The sequence below is a fragment of the Streptomyces sp. NPDC001980 genome, from assembly GCF_040296885.1.
Lineage (GTDB): Bacteria > Actinomycetota > Actinomycetes > Streptomycetales > Streptomycetaceae > Streptomyces.
In genome coordinates this window covers 94,793-111,159 of the sequence record NZ_JBEOYD010000004.1, presented here as the reverse complement: position 1 = coordinate 111,159, position 16,367 = coordinate 94,793, and the positions used below count along the sequence as shown (strand labels likewise).

Here is a 16,367-nt window from a genome sequence, read left to right as displayed (position 1 = left end):
GTAAATCCACTAACCCTGTTGCGGTCGGGAACGCAGTTCCCGTCGGAGGATCTTCCCACTTGCCGTCTTCGGCAGGTCGGGCAGGATCTCCACCTGGCGCGGATATTTGTAAGCGGCCAGTCTCTCCTTGCAATAGAGGGCTAGATCGTCCGGGTCGGTTGCAGTTCCCGGGCGAAGACTGATGTAGGCCTTGACGGTCTCGCCGCGGTACCCGTCCGGCACCCCGACGACGGCCGCCTCGCGTACCGCCGGGTGGGTGTACAGCACGTCCTCGACCTCGCGCGGCCAGACCTTGAAGCCGGACGCGTTGATCATGTCCTTCTTGCGGTCGACGACGTACAGCCAGCCCTGCGGGTCCATGAACCCGATGTCGCCGGTGCGCAGTTCGCCGTCCGGGAAGGTCTCGGCGGTGGCCTCGGGCCGCCGCCAGTACCCGGGCACCACCTGCGGCCCGCGCACGGCGATCTCGCCCTGCTCGCCGAAGGGCACCTCGTGGCCCTCGTCGTCGATGATGCGGACGACCGTGTCCGGGCCGGGCACCCCGACCGCGAGGGTCCCGGAGACCGGGTCGACGGGCGCTTCCAGCTCCGGCGGCACGGAGGCGCAGGGCGCGGTGCACTCGGTCAGCCCGTAGCCGTTGCGGATGTACGGCCCGAACCCGGCGCGGAACTTCTCCACCAGGGCCGGCGGCAGCGGCGCGCCGCCGGAGGAGATGTTGACGAAGGAGGAGAAGTGCTCCGGGGTGACGTCCGGGTGGGCGGCCAGGGCCATGAAGGCGGTGGACGGGCCGACCGTGTACTGCGGGCGGTGCTCGGCGAACGCCTCCAGCACCAGGCCCGGCTCGAAGCGGTACGTCAGCACGAGCGTGCCCACGCTGGTGAGGCAGGCGCAGAGCTGGCAGACCATGCCGGTGATGTGGAAGAGGGGCGCGAGGGCGTAGTAGACCGGCGCGTCGGGCAGCGCGAGCCCGGTCCGCTGCCGCTCCGCGTTGTACATGATGTTGCCGTGCAGGTTGGTGGCGCCCTTGGGGGTGCCGCTGGTCCCCGAGGTGTAGCTGATCAGCGCGATGTCGGAGGGCGCCGGTTCGCGTCCCTCGGGAGCCTTCCCGCCCTGCCGCGCGACGGCGACCAGGTCCTCGGCGTCGGCGGCCTGCGGCAGCCGCTCGAAGGTCAGCACGCGCGCGTCGGCACGCGTCTGGAAGTCCAGCTCGCTCGCGGTGAGCACGATCCGCACCGGCGAGTCGGCGGCGGTGTCGCGCAGATACGACTCCCAGGCCCGCTGCGAGCAGACCAGCGCGGCCACCTCGGCGTCCCGCAGGACGTGGGAGACCTCCCCCGACTTGTACATCGGGTTGACGGGCACGACGGTCGCGCCCGCCTTCCAGGCACCCAGCACCGCGAGCACGAAGTGCGGCGAGTTCTGCAGGATCACGGCGACCCGGTCCCCGCGCTCCAGGCCCCGCCCGGCGAGATGCGCGGCGACCGAGTCGCTCAGCTCGTCGACCTCGCGGAAGCTGAGGCGGGCGTCGAAGTAGACGAGGCAGGCGCGGTCGGGCGCCTCGGCCACGGCGGCCCGCAGGGCGTGCACCAGCGAGGCGGGCGGATCGACCGGCCCGCGCTGGGCGTCGTTGAGCAGCCCCACCCAGGGCCGGGCGGCGTAGACGGACTCGGTCACCGACTCGCTCACCGGGTGGCCTCCCACTTCTGCTGGATGTGGTTCATGTTCGTCAGCCAGCGGTCCGGGTCGGTGGCCCGCGCCTGGTAGAAGTCGGCGACCTCGGGATGCGGCAGGATCAGGAACCGGTCCTCGGCCATCCCCTTGAACAGCGCGTCGGCGACAGCCTCCGGTTCGATGGCGGTCGGCTGGAGCACGATATCGCCCGCGCTGCCGGTGGCGGCGAGCATGTCGGTACGGACGCCCTGCGGGCAGATGGCGTGCACCTTCAGGCCCCGGTGCCGGTACGTGAGCGACAGCCACTCGGCGAAGGCGTAGGCGGCGTGCTTGGTGACGCTGTAGGGCGCGGCGCCGATCATGGTGAGCAGCCCGGCCGCGGACACGGTGGACACGAACCGCCCGCTCCCCCGCTCCAGCCACTCCGGCACCAGCTCCTGCGCGGCCCGTACGTGCGCCATGACGTTGACGTCCCAGGCCGACTCCCACACGGCCGCGTCGGCCGCCTCGGACCCACCCGACCCGAGCCCGGCGTTGGCGCAGTAGACGTCGACGCTCCCGCCGAGCGCGTCCCGGGCGGCGCCGACGATGCCGGACGCGTCGCCCGGAAGGGCGATCCCGCCGATCTCCGCGGCGACCGCGGCCGCCTTGTCCCCGTCCAGGTCGTTCACGACGACCCGGGCGCCTTCGGCGGCGAACCGGCGGGCGAGAGCAGCCCCGATGCCACCTCCCGCCCCGGTGACGACGACTCGGGCATCTTGCACGGCTCCCACCATCGGTCTCCTTCGACACGACGCGACCAGACTCGGCTCAGCACCGACACACTAACCGGTCGGTATGTTCCAGGAAAGGGCCCACTGCAACGCGCCCCGAAAGGGGCGCGGGGAACTGCGCGACCAGCCACATCCGGCCCGCGGCCTGCCAAACTTCGTGCGGGAGCACTCAACGTGGAGGTCACCCCCATGCACCTGTCCAGAAGAGCTCTGCTCACCGCGGCCACGGCAACCGCCTCACTCACGGGAATCGCGACAACCGCAGACGCCCGAGATCACCTCCGCACCGGGTTCGACCACCTCTCCGCCGACGGCTACTCCCTCCTCGCCGCCCAAAAAGTCGGCATCGTCACCAACCCCACCGGCATCACCCCCGACGCCCGCCACCTCGTCGACGTCATGCACGCCGACCCCCGGGTCGAGCTGACGGCGGTCTTCGGCCCGGAACACGGATTCCGCGGCACCGCCCAGGCCGGCGGCTCCGAGGGCCGCTACGACGACCCGGCGACCGGTCTCCCCGTCTACGACACGTACCTCAAGAGCGGACAGCCCCTCGCCGACGTCTTCACCGCGTCCGGCGTGGACACCGTCGTCTTCGACATCCAGGACGTCGGCGCCCGTTTCTACACGTACATCTGGACGCTGTACGACTGCATGGAGGCCGCCCGGCTGGCCGGCAGGCGCTTCGCCGTCCTCGACCGCCCGAACCCGGTGACCGGCCGCACGGCCGAGGGCCCGGTCCTGCACCGGGAGTTCGCCAGTTTCGTCGGCCGGCAGCCGATCGCCCAGGCGCACGGGATGACGGTCGCCGAGCTCGCGCGGCTGTTCAACGCGGAGTTCCTGGACCCGCCGGTGGCGCTGGACGTCGTACCGATGACGGGCTGGCGGCGCTCCCGCTTCTACGACGCGTACGGCCTGCCCTGGGTGCCGCCGAGTCCCAACATGCCCACCCCCGACACCGCCCTCGCCTACTCGGGGACCTGCCTCTTCGAGGGCACGAACCTGTCGGAGGGCCGCGGGACCACCCGCCCCTTCGAACTGCTCGGCGCGGAGGGCATCGACGCGCGCTGGGCGGCCGCCGCCAACGAACTCGCGCTGCCCGGCGTGCGGTTCCGGGAGGCGTACTTCGCGCCGACCTTCTCCAAGTTCCAGGGCAGGACCGTCGGCGGGGTGCAGATCCATGTGCACGACCGGGCCGCCTACGACCCGGTACGTACCGGAATCGCCCTGCTGGTCACCGTGAAGAAGGTGTGGAGCGGCTTCGCCTGGCGCTCGGACGACTGGATCGACAAGCTCACCGGATCCACGCGCGTGCGCACGATGATCGACGCCGGCGCGGGCCCGGACGAGATCGTCGGCGCCTGGCAGGACGAACTCGCCGCGTTCCGCCGGGTACGAAAGGAATTTCTCCTCTACAGGTGAGGCGCGTTGTATGGCCAACCTTGCCCCGTGGCGGGACGATGCGCGCACATCGCACCGGTTCGGGGGACGAGGAGCCTGGTATGTCCGATCCTGGGATGAGCGTGGCTCCCTACTGGGAGCTGACCTTCGACGCCGACGGGGACCCGGACGGCGGCGAACGCGACCGGCTGCTGGGCGAGATCGGCGGCCACGGCCTCCACGACCTGATCGTCTTCGCGCACGGCTGGAACAACGACCGTTCGGGGGCGACCCGCCTGTACCGGCGGTTCTTCGCGCCGGTCCCGAAGCTCGCACCGAAGGCACGGATCGGGTACGCCGGGGTGATCTGGCCGTCGATGCGGTTCTGCGACGAGCCGATCCCCGACTTCCCGAAGTCCGTGGTGGCCGCGGAGGCGGAGGAGGCACAGGCCCCCGTCCTCGACAAGGACACCCGGCACGCGCTCCTGGAGACGTTCCCGGGGCGGGCCACCGTGGTCGACCAGATCGCGCGGATGCTGGACCAGCGGCCGGCGAACGAGTTGGAGGAGTTCGGGCGGCTCGTACGGCTGCTGGTCGAGGTGCTGCCCGGCGGCCCGCAGCCGCTGTTCGCCGCGGACACGCTCGCGGAGGGCGTCCCGCAGAGCGAGCCCGTGCTGTTCAGCGGGGAGATCACGACCCTGTGCGAGGAGTTCGCGGCGGCGCTGGCCGCCCTCCAGGGGCACGGCGGCGCGGCCGGGTTCACGGTGCCGAACCCCTGGGACGGCGCGAAGGAGCTGCTGCGGCAGGCGACGTACTACGCGATGAAGCGGCGCGCGGGGACCGTCGGGGAGCGTGGGCTCGGGCGGGTGATCGGTCAGCTGGCCGATGCGGCGCCGGACGTGCGGGTGCATCTGGTGGGGCACAGCTTCGGCGGCCGGCTGGTGTCGTTCGCGCTGCGCGGGCTGCCGGACGGGGTGCGCACGGTGAAGTCCGTGACCCTGCTGCAAGGGGCGTTCTCGCACTACGCGTTCGCCGCCCGGCTGCCGCACGATCCGCGCGCCGGCGGAGTGCTCCAGGGTCAGCAGAACCGGATCGACGGCCCGCTGGTGTGCTGCTACTCCCACTTCGACCAGTCGCTCGGCACGCTGTACCCGCTGGCCTCGCGGATGGCGGACGACTGCGAGTCGGCGCTGGGCGAGGACGTGGCGCGGATGCTGGGCGCCAAGTGGGGTGCGATGGGCCACGACGGTGTCCAGGAGGTGCCGGGGACCCGGTCGCTGGACCTGGCGGCGGCGCTGCGCGGCCCGCTCGCCGCGCCGGGCTGTGTGAACGTCGACGCGGCGGCGGTCGTGAAGAGGGGCGGCCCGCCGTCCGGGGCGCACAGCGACATCGTGCACCCCGAACTGGCGCGGGTGGTGCTGGCGGCGGGGCACATCGCATGACCCCGCCGCCGTGGGGCATCAGCGGACCGGCGTTCGGCTCACCGGCATTCGGCTCACCGGTGTGACGTGAACTCGACGACCTGCTGGAAGGTCGGCCGGTTCTGCCAGCTGATGTTGTAGTGCTTGATGCCGCCCAGGGTGCGCTGCACGATCGAGTCGGCGCACCACTGGTCGCCCGCCGAGCACAGCGAGTCCCCGGGGTAGACGGTGGACGCGCTGGTGCCGGCCGCCGTCTTCAGGGTGCTGATGAGGATGTCCCGGCAGGCGCTGAGGCTGCCGCCGCCGCAGTACTGCTCGGCGAGCGGCCCCGACACGGTCTGCCCGAGCACCGACCGGATGTCCTTGTCGACATAACTCCACCAGCCGTACTGGAAGGAGCTTCCGGCATGCGCACCGGTCGGGCCGTGGGCGGCCGACGGGGTCTCGTCGATGTACAGGTTGTTGGTGAACGCGGTGTACAGGTCGTCACCGAGGCCGGGCTGGAACTCGGCCTTCACCAGCAGCGGCCACCAGGCGTCCAGGATCCGGACGGCGTCGGAGTTGGCATAGGTCTTCGAACCCGCCGAGGTCTCCGTGCGTTTGCCGCCCGCGGTCAGCCAGGTCTGGAGCTTGGTGACGGCCGCGGCGGCCGTGGAGTCGGTCACCGTACTGCTGTTGACCACCTTCAGCAGGTCCGGCAGCACGTCCTCGGCACGCAGGTCCGTGAGCGATGCGTCTGCCATGGCCTTGACAAGCGCAGAGCGGGTGACACCGCCGGCAGCGACGAGTTTCTTGACCCGGTCGTCGAGGAGGTTGCCGCGGTGCACGGACCCGTCACCCCAGCTGGCGGTCGTGTAGTTCAGCGCCTGTTTGTTGTTCCAGGAGATGTAGTAGTCCTGGTCGATGGAGTTGGGGTGCGCGGAGGCCGGGGTGTAGTCGGCCGTGTTGGTGGTCGGGTCCCAGTTCTGCCACTCGTAGGCGGCCTGGCCCCAGATCGGGAACTCGGGGTCGACCCCGCTCGCCCGCACCGGGTTGTTGCCGCTGTTGTAGTACGCGGTGTGCGAGGAGTCGGCGTAGAACCAGTTGAAGGTGAAGTTGATGTGCTGGACCGCGCTCTGGAAGGTCTGCGGGCTCTTCACGTAGTCGGGGTCGTTGAGCATCTGGAAGCCGATGATCGAGTCGGCCTCGTGCATGTAGGAGGATCTCAGGGTGGTGTAGGCGACCTTCTTCCCGCCGACGGTGGCCCGGTATTCGACAGGGCCGTACTTGGTTTTCCAGACTTTCATGGTGTACGAGCCGGCGGCCGTGCCGTCGGCCGTGGTCGGCTTCCAGGAGTTGGTCTGCTCGACCTCGTCCATGGCCGTGCAGGTGCCGTGGTACAGGTAGTGGTAGTCGTCCTGGCAGAGTTCGACCGCGTAGGAGTCGATGATGTCCTGCCCGGAGGTGGTGGCGGACCACGCGTAGTCCTGGCCGCGGCCCAGTTCGACGTACATGCTCAGGCCGGCGAAGGAGGCGCCGCGGGCGCTGATGCCCGGGCCCTGGATCTCCTGGAGCATGAGCAGCTGCGGGGCGAAGTAGCCGGTCTGCGGTCCGAAGACGGCGATCGGGTGACCGCTCGCGGTGTACTTGCCGCTGACGACCAGGGCGTTGGACATCCCTCGCTTGGCCGAGCTGAGTGCGGTCGCGGTCGCCGCCGCGGAGGCCGCGCTGGCGCTCTGGTCGGCGCCGGTGCCGGTGGCGTTGTAGACCAGCGGTTCGGTCGTCACCGTACCGGCGTCGGGCAGCGCCTCGCCCTGCGGGTTGTCGGGCTTGGTGCCGTACGGGAAGCTCTCGCCGTTGTGGACGGTGAGCGCCGCCTCGGGGTCGTTGCGCTCACGGAACGACTCCCAGACCTTGGTGCCCTCCGTCACGCCGTACTTCTCCTGGGCGGCGAGCAGCGAGATGGCGTTGTTGACCTCGCCGCCGCCGCCGGAGCCGAACAGCGTGCCGATCACGGAGGCCAGCGCCACCAGGTCGGTGATCTTGAAGTGGTCGATCGTACCGGCGTTGGTGATCGAGTCCTTGTGTCCGGTCAGCACGTACTCGCCGGGGAAGTACCGGCCGCTGTCGGAGGCGTCGATGTAGGAGTTGATGCCGGCGAGGTAGGCGTTGGCGTCCGCGAGGGCCTGCTGGCCGCGGGCGCCGTTGTTGGCGACGGCGTTGTCGATCTGCGCCTGGAGGTCGGCCTCGGAGTAGGGGGCGTTGCGGTAGAACTCCTGCTCGAGGCCCTGGTTGGAGGCGGCGCCACCGGCGAAGGTGGTGAGCTGGCCGCGGCCGACGTGCCGGAACACGTCCATGAGCCACAGCCGGTCCTCAGCGGCGGCATACCCCGCGCCGAACTCGGTGCCGTATCTGGTGGTACCGGTGATGTGCGGCACGCCCGTCTTCTTGTCACGGACGATCGTCACGTCACTGCGACCCGCCGGACTCTCCGTGGAGGCGACTTGATCGGAAGCGACACCGAACGACGAGTCGTTGAAGAACGTGTTGATCTTCGCGTCGGTGAGGGTGGAGTAACCCGTGGCCAGGTTGTTGTAGGGGCCCAGCTGATCCTCGGCATGGTCGGGCTGGGTGCCGAAGACCTGGTTGAGGAGGACCTGGGCGAGCGTGGCGTTGCCGTTCTCGCCGGGCGGCAGGATGTCGGAACACTGGCCGCCGCAGTAGTCGTTGGAGGCCGCGGCCGCCGCCGGAGTCGCCTGGACCAGCGGGGAGAGCAGGCCGGCCATGAGGACGCATACGGATGCGGCTTTCAGGAACCCGGGGAGCTTGCGGGGAGTTCTCAGTCTGTCGAACAACGCGTGATGTCTGGTGCGCCGGGGCATGGCAGCTCCTCACGACGGGGGTGGTGCCGGACGTTACCGCCGGTATCCCCGGGATTGAAGATGAACATGCGTCAAGTTTTGGAGTGGTCGCCCGCGTCGGTGGTGCCACCGGCCGTCGGTCAAGGCGGGCGGCCTTATGGGCGGCATCGGAAATCGGATGGAGCCGATTCGAGTGTCGATACGTCTATACGGCAACGCCGCGCGAAGCCGGTGCGGCGACGCCGAAGTGACCGAAGTACAGGTGCAGGTGTGACGGAGGTGCAGGGCGATGGCCGGTTTCCGGAGTCTGGCGAGACAGGTGCGAGACCCACGGTGCGATCTGGCGCTACGGCGTTACTCGCTGCGCAAGTGCCTGGAGCGGTTCGCTCCTTACGGGCACCGCGCGACCTGGGACCATCTCTGCTCGCGGGCCGGGTTCGGTCCCGAGGACCGGTCCCCCGATCCAGTGCGTCTCGTGGGCGCGCTGGAGGAGCTGGAGGAGGCGCGGACGGTATGGCTCGCCTATGAGGGCGAGTTCGCCGAGCGCCGCAAGAAGGAGAAGCACGACGGGCTGCGCCGCCCGGGCAGCGTGGACGACTGGCACCGGCTGACCTGGGGCGGATTCGGAGTGGCCTGGTGCGACGACCCACGGGTCCATCCCGACGAACCACTCGCCGAGGTGCTGCGACGGCTGATCGCCGCCCTGGAGCGCGAGCCGGGCACGGTCTGCCCGGTGTGCGCAGGGGAGCGCCTCATCTGGAAGTACGACCTGGACCACGAGCCCTCCGCCGGTCCGGTCTGCACGGACTGCGGGATCCTGGTGCCGCGTCCGGTACTCACCCCCGAGGCCCTGGCCTATGCCAGGCGCGGGCGGCTTCTCATGTCGGCCTGACCACGTGGGGGTGCGCCGGGGATGCCGCACCCCCCAACTGCCTGGCGGCCCGCGGTGGGCAACCGCTCACGACAGCGCCATAGCAGCGGCTAATCCGCTGGTTCCACCCTTTTCCCGTCCGGAGAGTTGGGTCCGATGAAACCCAGCTGAGGAACCCGCAGGTTCCCTCCGAGCGAGGAGCACCGATGTCGACGCTGCGCGTCACCGCCGAAGTGCTGACCGTCCACGAGCACCCCAACGCCGACGCGCTGGAGCTGGCCCAGGTGGGCCTCTACCGCGCGGTCGTCGCCAAGGGCGTGTACCGCACCGGCGAGACCGCCCTGTACATCCCCGAACAGGCCGTGCTGCCGGCCGGGCTGATCGAGGAACTGGGGCTGACCGGGCGGCTGGCGGGAAGCAACGCGGACCGGGTCAGGGCGGTGCGGCTGCGCGGTGAGCTGTCGCAGGGCATCGTGTGCCGTCCGAAGGTGCTGACCGGCGTCGACCTGGCGCGGGCGGTGGCGGAGGGCACCGACTTCGCGGAGACGCTCGGCATCACCAAGTGGGTGCCGCCGGTCCCGCCCACGATGGACGGGGACGTCGAGTCGGCACCCGATCTGCTCCCCTGGGTCGACATCGAGAACATCCAGCGCTACCCCGGCATCTTCGAGCCCGGCGAGCCGGTGGTCCTCACCGAGAAGCTCCACGGTTCGGCATGCCTGGTCACCTATGTCGCCGACGAGGACCGGGTGTACGTGTCCTCGAAGGGCTTCGGCGCGAAGTCCCTGGCCCTCAAGGAGGATCCGCGCAACCTCTACTGGCGGGCGGTGCGCGGCCACGGCGTCGCCGAGGCGGCCCGCCGACTCGCCGAACGGCTCGGCGCGCGCCGGGTCGGGATCTTCGGAGAGGTGTACGGGGCGGGGGTCCAGGACCTGACGTACGGCGCCGACGGGCGGCGGGAGTCGCTCGGGTACGCCGCGTTCGACGTGTCCGCCGAGGTGTCCGCCGAGTTCGACGGGGCGGTGCGGTGGCTGGACGCGGCGGAATACCTGGCCGGCGAGCTGCCGCTGGTGCCGCGGCTGTTCGAGGGGGCGTACGACATCGAGCGGGTGCTGGAGGTCGCGAGCGGGCGGGAGACCGTGTCCGGGCGGGGGCTGCACCTGCGGGAGGGTGTGGTGATCCGTCCGGTGGTGGAGCGGTACAGCGCGGTGACCGGGGGGCGGGCGATCGCGAAGGCGGTGAGCCCGGCGTACCTGACCCGGAAGGGCGGGACGGAGTTCGAGTAGGGGCCCGGGGTGGGGGCGGGGGGGGACGCTTGGGGGAGGCACGATTGGCCGCAGCCATGTCTTTTAGGGACGCGAGGAACTGCGCGATCAGCCCCCACCGGCCCGCAGCCGGACTACGGCCGCCCCCTCTCCGGCAGCAGGCGCGAGCCCGCCAGGCGTTGGCCGATCGCGTCGTCCGGGTTGGACAGCACGCAGCTGCTCAAGGACAGGCACCCGCAGCCGATGCAGTCCGTCAGGTGGTCGCGGAGCCGGTTCAGCTGCCTGATGCGTTCGTCCAGTTCCGCCCGCCACGCCTCCGAAAGACGCGCCCAGTCCTCGCGGTTGGGCGTGCGTTCCTCGGGAAGCTCCGAGAGGGCCTCGCGGATCGTCGCGAGGGGGATGCCGACGCGTTGTGCCGCCCGGACGAAGGCCACCCGGCGCAGCGTGTCACGGGTGTAGCGGCGCTGGTTGCCGGAGGTCCGCCGACTGCTGATGAGGCCCTTGGACTCGTAGAAGTGCAGCGCGGAGACGGCGGCACCGCTGCGCGCGGACAACTGGCCCACGGTCAGCTCGTGGATCTTCTCGGGAATCTGCGGCACCCCGCAGAGACTACCCACCGGGTGCGGGTCGCGGTCCGTTGACAGGGGGCCCGTACCCGACCATGCTAAGCAGTTGCTTAGACAATGCACACGTGACCGTGAGTGCGAGAGGGCCGGCAACATGGCAGAACCGAGGATCTTCACCTCCCCCGACGAGCTGAAGGCGGCCGTGGGCGAGCAGCTGGGCTACACCGACTGGCTGGAGGTCGACCAGAAGCGGATCGACCTGTTCGCGGACGCGACCGGCGACCACCAGTGGATCCACATCGACCCCGAGAAGGCGGCGGCGGGCCCGTTCGGCACGACCATCGCGCACGGCTATCTGACCCTGTCGCTGCTCCCGCTCTTCGGCCCCCAGCTGATCACGGTCGAGGGCGTGAAGATGGGCGTGAACTACGGCACCAACAAGGTCCGCTTCCCCGCCCCCGTCCCGGTCGGCTCCCGGCTGCGCGCCACCGCGAAGATCACCGGTGTCGAGGACGTCACGGGCGGCGTGCAGGTGACGGTCGCCTTCAGCGTGGAGCGCGAGGGCGGCGACAAGCCGGTCTGCGTCGCGGAGTCGGTGTCCCGGTACTACCTCTGAGGACGGCGGGCCGCTACTTGGCCCCGACCATCCGCAGCACGAGGTCGGCGTAGAGCGCGCCGACCTCCTCGGGGGTGCGGGGACCGTTCACGTTGAACCAGCGGGCGACGTCGATGGAGAGCGACAGCACCGCGAGGGTGGTGCCGTGCACGTCGATGACGTCGAACTCGCCGGCGGCGACGCCCTCCTGGATGATCCCGCGCACCTCGGCGTCGACCTGGCGGCGCAGGTCGAGGATCTCGGCGCGGGCGTCGGGGCCGAGGGCGTCGAGTTCGTACTGCACGACCCGGGCGGTGGTGCGCCGCCCGGCGTGCCAGCGGACGAAGGAGCTGACGGCGTCGGCGAGCCGCTCGGTGGCGGTGCCCTCGCGCCGGGCGGCCGTCTGGAGGATCTCCAGGGCCTTGTCGTGACCGATGCGGCTGATCCGGTGGAGCAGCTCTTCCTTGGTCTTGTAGTGGATGTAGAGCGCGGCGGGGCTCATGCCGGCCCGGCCCGCGATGTCGCGGGTGGTGGTGGCGTGGTAGCCGCGCTCGGCGAAGGCCTCCACGGCGGCGACCAGCAGTCGCCGGGCCGCGTCAGGGGTGACCTCTTCCCACGGCTCGACCTCGCCGCCGGTCGTCTCCTCCGCCGTACTCATCGCTCGCTCGCCCCTCTCGGTACCGGAGCTCCACCATACCGCCCCGGCTGAGCGAGCGCTTAGTGTGCCCGCTCAGAGCTTTTCACGGGCGGCAGGGGCCTCGGAGCGTCCCGAAGGGTCAGAGCTTCTCGAAGGGGTCGTGTTCGGCGAGCAGCTTCTCCAGCCTGGCCTGGTCGACGCGGCTGACGATCTGCCCGGCCTCCTGGCGGTCGCGGACGACCTTCGCGAGGGTGAAGGCGGAGGTGACGAGGTAGAGCACGGCGATGCCGAGGAAGCCGCGGACCCAGGCGTCGGCGTGCAGCCGGAAGATGCCGATGGCGATGGCCGTGAGGGCGAGGGCGAAGGAGGCGACGGCCTGCCCGTAGAAGGCGGCCGTGTTCTGGTGTCTGACCGGTGTGTCACTCATGGTTCGAGCATCGCGGGACGTGGCCCGCGCCACATCCGTCGGGATACTCAGGGACGTACTCAGAACGCCGAGACGCCCGTCAGCGCCCGCCCGATGAGCAGTTTCTGGATCTGGCTGGTGCCCTCGTAGAGGGTCATCACGCGGGCGTCGCGCAGGAGTTTGCCCGCCGGGTACTCGTCGATGTAGCCGTAGCCGCCGAAGACCTGGAGGGCGTTGTTGGCGGCGCGCACCGCGGCTTCCGAGGCGAAGAGCTTGGCCTTGGAGGACTCGGTGGCGAAGGGCAGCCCCCGGTCGATCAGATCGGCGACCCGCCAGGTCAGCAGCCGGGCCGCGTCCACGTCGACGGCGATGTCGCTGATGAGCTCCTGGACGAGCTGGTGCCCGGCGATCGGCGTGCCGAACTGCTCGCGCTCCCCCGCGTACCGCACGGCCGCGTCCAGCGCGGCCTGCGCTATCCCGACGCAGCCGGCGGCGACCGACATCCGCCCCTTGGCGAGCGCCGACATCGCGACCGAGAAGCCCTTGCCCTCAGGACCGAGCATCGCCGAGGCGGGGACCCGGACGTCCTCCAGAACGAGTTCGGCGGTGGCCTGGCCGCGCAGGCCGAGCTTGCCGTGCAGGGGGCGGCGGGTGAGGCCGGGGGTGTCGGCCGGCACCAGGAAGGCGGAGACGCCCTTGTGGCCGGGGGCGTCGGTGGAGCGGGCGAAGAGGAGGACGACGTCGGCCCAGGTGCCGTTGGTGATGAACATCTTGGTGCCGTTGACGACATAGTCGTCGCCATCGCGAACGGCGCGGGTGGTGAGGTTGCCCGCGTCGGAGCCGGTGCCGGGTTCGGTGAGGCCGAAACAGCCGACGTACGAGCCGGAGGTGAGCCCCGGCAGCCAGCGCCGTTTCTGCTCCTCGGTACCCCAGGCGGCCACGGTCTTGGCGACCAGCCCCAGGGACACGGACACGATCCCGCGGACCGAGGAGTCCCCCCGGCCCAGTTCCTCCGTCACCAGGCAGTACGCGAGATGGTCGCCGCCCGAGCCGCCGTACTCCTCGTCGACGGTCAGGCCCAGGAAGCCGACCTCGCCGAGCTTCTTCACGATCCCCCGGTCGACCTCCTCGGCGCGGTCCCAGGCGATCACGTGCGGAGTGATCTCGCGGTCGACGAAGTCCCGGGCGAGCTGCCGGACGGCGGTCTGCTCCTCGCTGAGTCCCAGGTTCACCATGCGATCACCCTTTAAATTAGCACTGCTAGTTTCTTTCCCCGGGCCCTACTATGTGCGCCATGGCCCGACCGCGCAAGCCCCTCCTCAGCACCGACCGGATCGTCCGGGCGGCCCGGGAACTCGTGGACGCGGAGGGTCTGGCGGCCGTCTCCACCCGGCGGCTGGCCGCCGAGCTGGGGGTGAGCGGGCCCTCGCTCTACAACCACTTCCGCACCAAGGACGAGATCCTGGAGGCGGTCGCGGACTCGGTCAGCGCGCAGGTCGACCTGTCGATGTTCGAAGACCTCGGGCACGACGCCGGGCGGGACTGGCGGACCGCGCTGCACGACTGGGCGGTGTCCTACCGGACGGCGCTGCGGGCCCACCCGAACATCGTCCCGGTCCTCGCCCGGGGCCCCGGCCGCCGCCCGGCGGGCCTGCGCCTCGCCAACGTGGTCTACGGCGCGATGGTGGACGCGGGGTGGCCGGCGGCGCAGGCGACGTCGATCGGGGCGTTGATGCGGTACTTCATCATGGGCTCGGCGCTGGGGTCGTTCGCCGGGGGGTTCGTGGACGACGCGAGCGCGTACGATCCGGCCGACTATCCGCATCTGGGGCAGGCGCATCTGCTGGCGGAACAGCAGGAGAAGGTGGACGAGCGGGCGTTCGAGACGGGGTTGCGGGCGTTGTTGGACGGGTTGAGTGAACAGTTCGCACGAGTGAAGGGGACGGTGTAGGGCTTCCGGGGGGGTGGTTCGGTGGTGTGCCGGGTGCGGGCCGGTGGGGCCTTGTCGCGCCCACGCGGCGGAGCCGCACGCCGATGACGTCCCGCGCCCCTGGTGGGGCGCTTCAGCTGTCGGTGCTGTGGGCGAACCGGACCTCGATCGACAGGCCGCCCTCGGGGCGGGGGGTCGTGGTGAGGGTGGCGTGGTGGGCGTGGGCCACCGCGTTGACGATGGCGAGGCCGAGGCCGTAGCCGTCGCGGTGGCCGTTGCGCTCGGGCGCCAGCTTCTGGAAGGGCTGGAACAGGCGCCGGACCTGGTCGTCGGGGACGACCGGGCCGCTGTTGGCGACCGTGAGGGTCGCCTGTGTGCCGACGGTCCGCGCGGTGATCTCCACGTGCCCGTCCGGGTGGTTGTGGCGGACGGCGTTGTCCACGAGGTTGGCGACGAGGCTCTCGATCAGTCCCGGGTCCCCGGCCGTCGGCGCGGGCGTCAGGTGTGCGGCGAAGCCGATGCCCCGCTCGGCCGCCAGGTCGCGGCGGGAGACGAGCACCCCCTCGACGACACGGGCGAGGTCCACGGTGACCCGGCGGGAGATCCCGCGCTCGCCGGTGGCGAGCACGAGCAGCGCCCTGACGAGCCGTTCCTGGTGTGCGCCGAGGACGAGGGCCTCCTCGCAGACCGAGCGCAGCGTGTCGGCGTCGGCATCGGGGTCGGCGAGGGCGACTTCGAGGAGGGTGCGCAGTCCGGCGAGGGGCGTCCGCAGCTCGTGGGAGGCGTTGGCGACGAAGTGGCGCTGGGCGTCGAAGGAGGCCTCAAGGCGGGCGAACAGGTCGTCGAGGGTGTGGCCCAACTCGGTCAGTTCGTCCGTGGGCTCGCCGAGGTCGAGGCGCCGGTGGAGGTCGCCCGCGGAGATGACCCTGGCGGTGGTGGTGATGGCGCGCAGCGGGCGCAGGAACCGGCCGGCGACGAACCAGCCGAGCCCCACCGCCACCGGAACCAGCACGACCAGGGCCACCGCGGATCCGGTGAGGAGCCGGGGCAGGCCGATCGCGTCGCCGGTTCCGGTGATCCCGCCGGCCGACGGGGCACCTCTGGGTTTCGTCGACCGGACGCCGGCCAGCGGGACGGCGACGCAGACGAGGACGAAGACCCCGGCGGCGTAGATGCCGGCCGCGTAGGCGAGCGCGAGCCGTGTCTGCAGGGATCTCCCCGCGAGTCGGCCGGAGCCGGTCACGAAGGTCCGATCCGGTAGCCGCCCTCGCGGACGGTCTCGATCACGGGCGGGTCGCCGAGCTTGCCCCGCAGCCGGTGCATCGTGTGCTTGACCGCGCTGCTGAAGGGGTCCGCGGCCTCGTCCCAGACGCGTTCGAGCAGCTCCTCGGCGGAGACGACCAGTCCGGGTGCGGCGAGCAGACAGGCGAGGAGGGCGAACTCCTTGGGGCTCAGATCGAGGCGCCGTCCGGCCCGGAACACGGTGCGGCGGCCCGGGTCGAGGGTGATGTCCCCGCACGCCAGGGTGGGCGGCAGCGGCGGGGTGGCGCGGCGGGCCAGCGCACGGACGCGGGCGACGAGTTCGGCGAACGCGAACGGCTTGGGCAGGTAGTCGTCGGCGCCGAGGCCCAGCCCGTCGACCCGGTCCTCGATCGTGTCGGCGGCGGTGAGCATGAGGACCCGGGGCTCACAGCGGCCGTGGGCGAGTCGCCGGCAGATCTCGTCCCCGTGGACACCGGGCAGGTCACGGTCGAGGATCACCACCTCGTAGCGGGTGACGGCCAAGCGGTCGAGTGCGGCGGTGCCGTCCAGGACGACGTCGACGGCCATGCCCTCACGACGGAGTCCGGTACCCAGGGAGCGGGCGAGGACCTCGAAGTCCTCGACGACGAGGACCCTCACCGCCGCTCACCGCGGGGCGTCGTGCGGACGTGACGTGCGGGGTGGACCGGGCGGACGGGGCGGACAGGACGGACGGACCGGCCGACGGGTCGGGATGCCATGCCCCGACG

At 71.0% G+C, this 16,367-nt stretch carries 15 protein-coding genes; 6 read left to right on the top strand and 9 right to left on the bottom strand.

Annotated features, from left to right (window positions below; genetic code table 11):
• Nucleotides 1–9 precede the first annotated feature (9 nt).
• Entirely contained in the window at nucleotides 10–1,674 is a 1,665-nt protein-coding gene (locus ABT137_RS07320; protein ID WP_351704717.1) for a class I adenylate-forming enzyme family protein, read from the bottom strand.
• Nucleotides 1,675–1,682: 8 nt separating this feature from the next.
• Entirely contained in the window at nucleotides 1,683–2,447 is a 765-nt protein-coding gene (locus ABT137_RS07315) for an SDR family oxidoreductase (RefSeq protein WP_351703891.1), read from the bottom strand.
• Nucleotides 2,448–2,633: 186 nt separating this feature from the next.
• Between ABT137_RS07315 and ABT137_RS07310 the strand changes: the two genes are divergently transcribed.
• Both ABT137_RS07310 and ABT137_RS07305 read left to right on the top strand, forming a co-directional pair.
• The gene (locus ABT137_RS07310) at nucleotides 2,634–3,866 is read left to right on the top strand and encodes an exo-beta-N-acetylmuramidase NamZ family protein (protein WP_351704714.1); all 1,233 of its coding nucleotides are present in this window, start codon (nucleotides 2,634–2,636) and stop codon (nucleotides 3,864–3,866) included.
• An 80-nt stretch (nucleotides 3,867–3,946) separates the two neighbouring features.
• A complete protein-coding gene (locus tag ABT137_RS07305; protein ID WP_351703888.1) occupies nucleotides 3,947–5,266 on the top strand; it encodes a serine-threonine protein kinase in 1,320 nt (439 codons plus the stop codon).
• Between the two features lie 53 nt (nucleotides 5,267–5,319).
• Here the strand turns inward: ABT137_RS07305 and ABT137_RS07300 are convergent, their stop codons facing one another.
• A complete protein-coding gene (locus ABT137_RS07300) occupies nucleotides 5,320–8,106 on the bottom strand; it encodes a penicillin acylase family protein (RefSeq protein ID WP_351703885.1) in 2,787 nt (928 codons plus the stop codon).
• Between the two features lie 268 nt (nucleotides 8,107–8,374).
• Between ABT137_RS07300 and ABT137_RS07295 the strand changes: the two genes are divergently transcribed.
• The gene (locus tag ABT137_RS07295; protein ID WP_089103023.1) at nucleotides 8,375–8,977 is read left to right on the top strand and encodes a hypothetical protein; all 603 of its coding nucleotides are present in this window, start codon (nucleotides 8,375–8,377) and stop codon (nucleotides 8,975–8,977) included.
• A 185-nt stretch (nucleotides 8,978–9,162) separates the two neighbouring features.
• Nucleotides 9,163–10,242, top strand: a complete 1,080-nt coding sequence (locus ABT137_RS07290) for an RNA ligase (ATP) (RefSeq protein WP_351703882.1) — start codon at nucleotides 9,163–9,165, stop codon at nucleotides 10,240–10,242.
• A 113-nt stretch (nucleotides 10,243–10,355) separates the two neighbouring features.
• Here the strand turns inward: ABT137_RS07290 and soxR are convergent, their stop codons facing one another.
• Nucleotides 10,356–10,820, bottom strand: a complete 465-nt coding sequence (soxR, locus tag ABT137_RS07285; protein WP_351703879.1) for a redox-sensitive transcriptional activator SoxR — start codon at nucleotides 10,818–10,820, stop codon at nucleotides 10,356–10,358.
• A gap of 121 nt (nucleotides 10,821–10,941) precedes the next feature.
• Between soxR and ABT137_RS07280 the strand changes: the two genes are divergently transcribed.
• A complete protein-coding gene (locus ABT137_RS07280) occupies nucleotides 10,942–11,403 on the top strand; it encodes a MaoC family dehydratase (protein ID WP_351703876.1) in 462 nt (153 codons plus the stop codon).
• A gap of 13 nt (nucleotides 11,404–11,416) precedes the next feature.
• On the opposite strand, the gene ABT137_RS07275 is transcribed toward ABT137_RS07280, so the two are convergent.
• The 3 genes from ABT137_RS07275 to ABT137_RS07265 all read right to left on the bottom strand — a co-directional run bounded on the left by ABT137_RS07275 (nucleotide 11,417) and on the right by ABT137_RS07265 (nucleotide 13,657).
• A complete protein-coding gene (locus tag ABT137_RS07275) occupies nucleotides 11,417–12,040 on the bottom strand; it encodes a TetR/AcrR family transcriptional regulator (RefSeq protein WP_217554867.1) in 624 nt (207 codons plus the stop codon).
• Nucleotides 12,041–12,158: 118 nt separating this feature from the next.
• Complete coding sequence (locus ABT137_RS07270) at nucleotides 12,159–12,446, bottom strand: YiaA/YiaB family inner membrane protein (RefSeq protein WP_351703873.1); 288 nt, start codon at nucleotides 12,444–12,446, stop codon at nucleotides 12,159–12,161.
• 59 nt (nucleotides 12,447–12,505) lie between these two features.
• Nucleotides 12,506–13,657 (bottom strand): acyl-CoA dehydrogenase family protein, encoded by a 1,152-nt coding sequence (locus tag ABT137_RS07265; RefSeq protein ID WP_351704711.1) that lies wholly within the window; start codon nucleotides 13,655–13,657, stop codon nucleotides 12,506–12,508.
• A gap of 62 nt (nucleotides 13,658–13,719) precedes the next feature.
• On the opposite strand from ABT137_RS07265, the gene ABT137_RS07260 reads away from it, so the two are divergent.
• The gene (locus tag ABT137_RS07260) at nucleotides 13,720–14,376 is read left to right on the top strand and encodes a TetR/AcrR family transcriptional regulator (protein WP_351703870.1); all 657 of its coding nucleotides are present in this window, start codon (nucleotides 13,720–13,722) and stop codon (nucleotides 14,374–14,376) included.
• A 112-nt stretch (nucleotides 14,377–14,488) separates the two neighbouring features.
• Here the strand turns inward: ABT137_RS07260 and ABT137_RS07255 are convergent, their stop codons facing one another.
• Nucleotides 14,489–15,598, bottom strand: a complete 1,110-nt coding sequence (locus ABT137_RS07255) for a sensor histidine kinase (RefSeq protein ID WP_351703868.1) — start codon at nucleotides 15,596–15,598, stop codon at nucleotides 14,489–14,491.
• The gene (locus ABT137_RS07250) at nucleotides 15,595–16,257 is read right to left on the bottom strand and encodes a response regulator transcription factor (protein WP_351703865.1); all 663 of its coding nucleotides are present in this window, start codon (nucleotides 16,255–16,257) and stop codon (nucleotides 15,595–15,597) included. Before ABT137_RS07250 ends, ABT137_RS07255 begins: the two co-directional genes overlap by 4 nt.
• Nucleotides 16,258–16,367 lie beyond the last annotated feature (110 nt).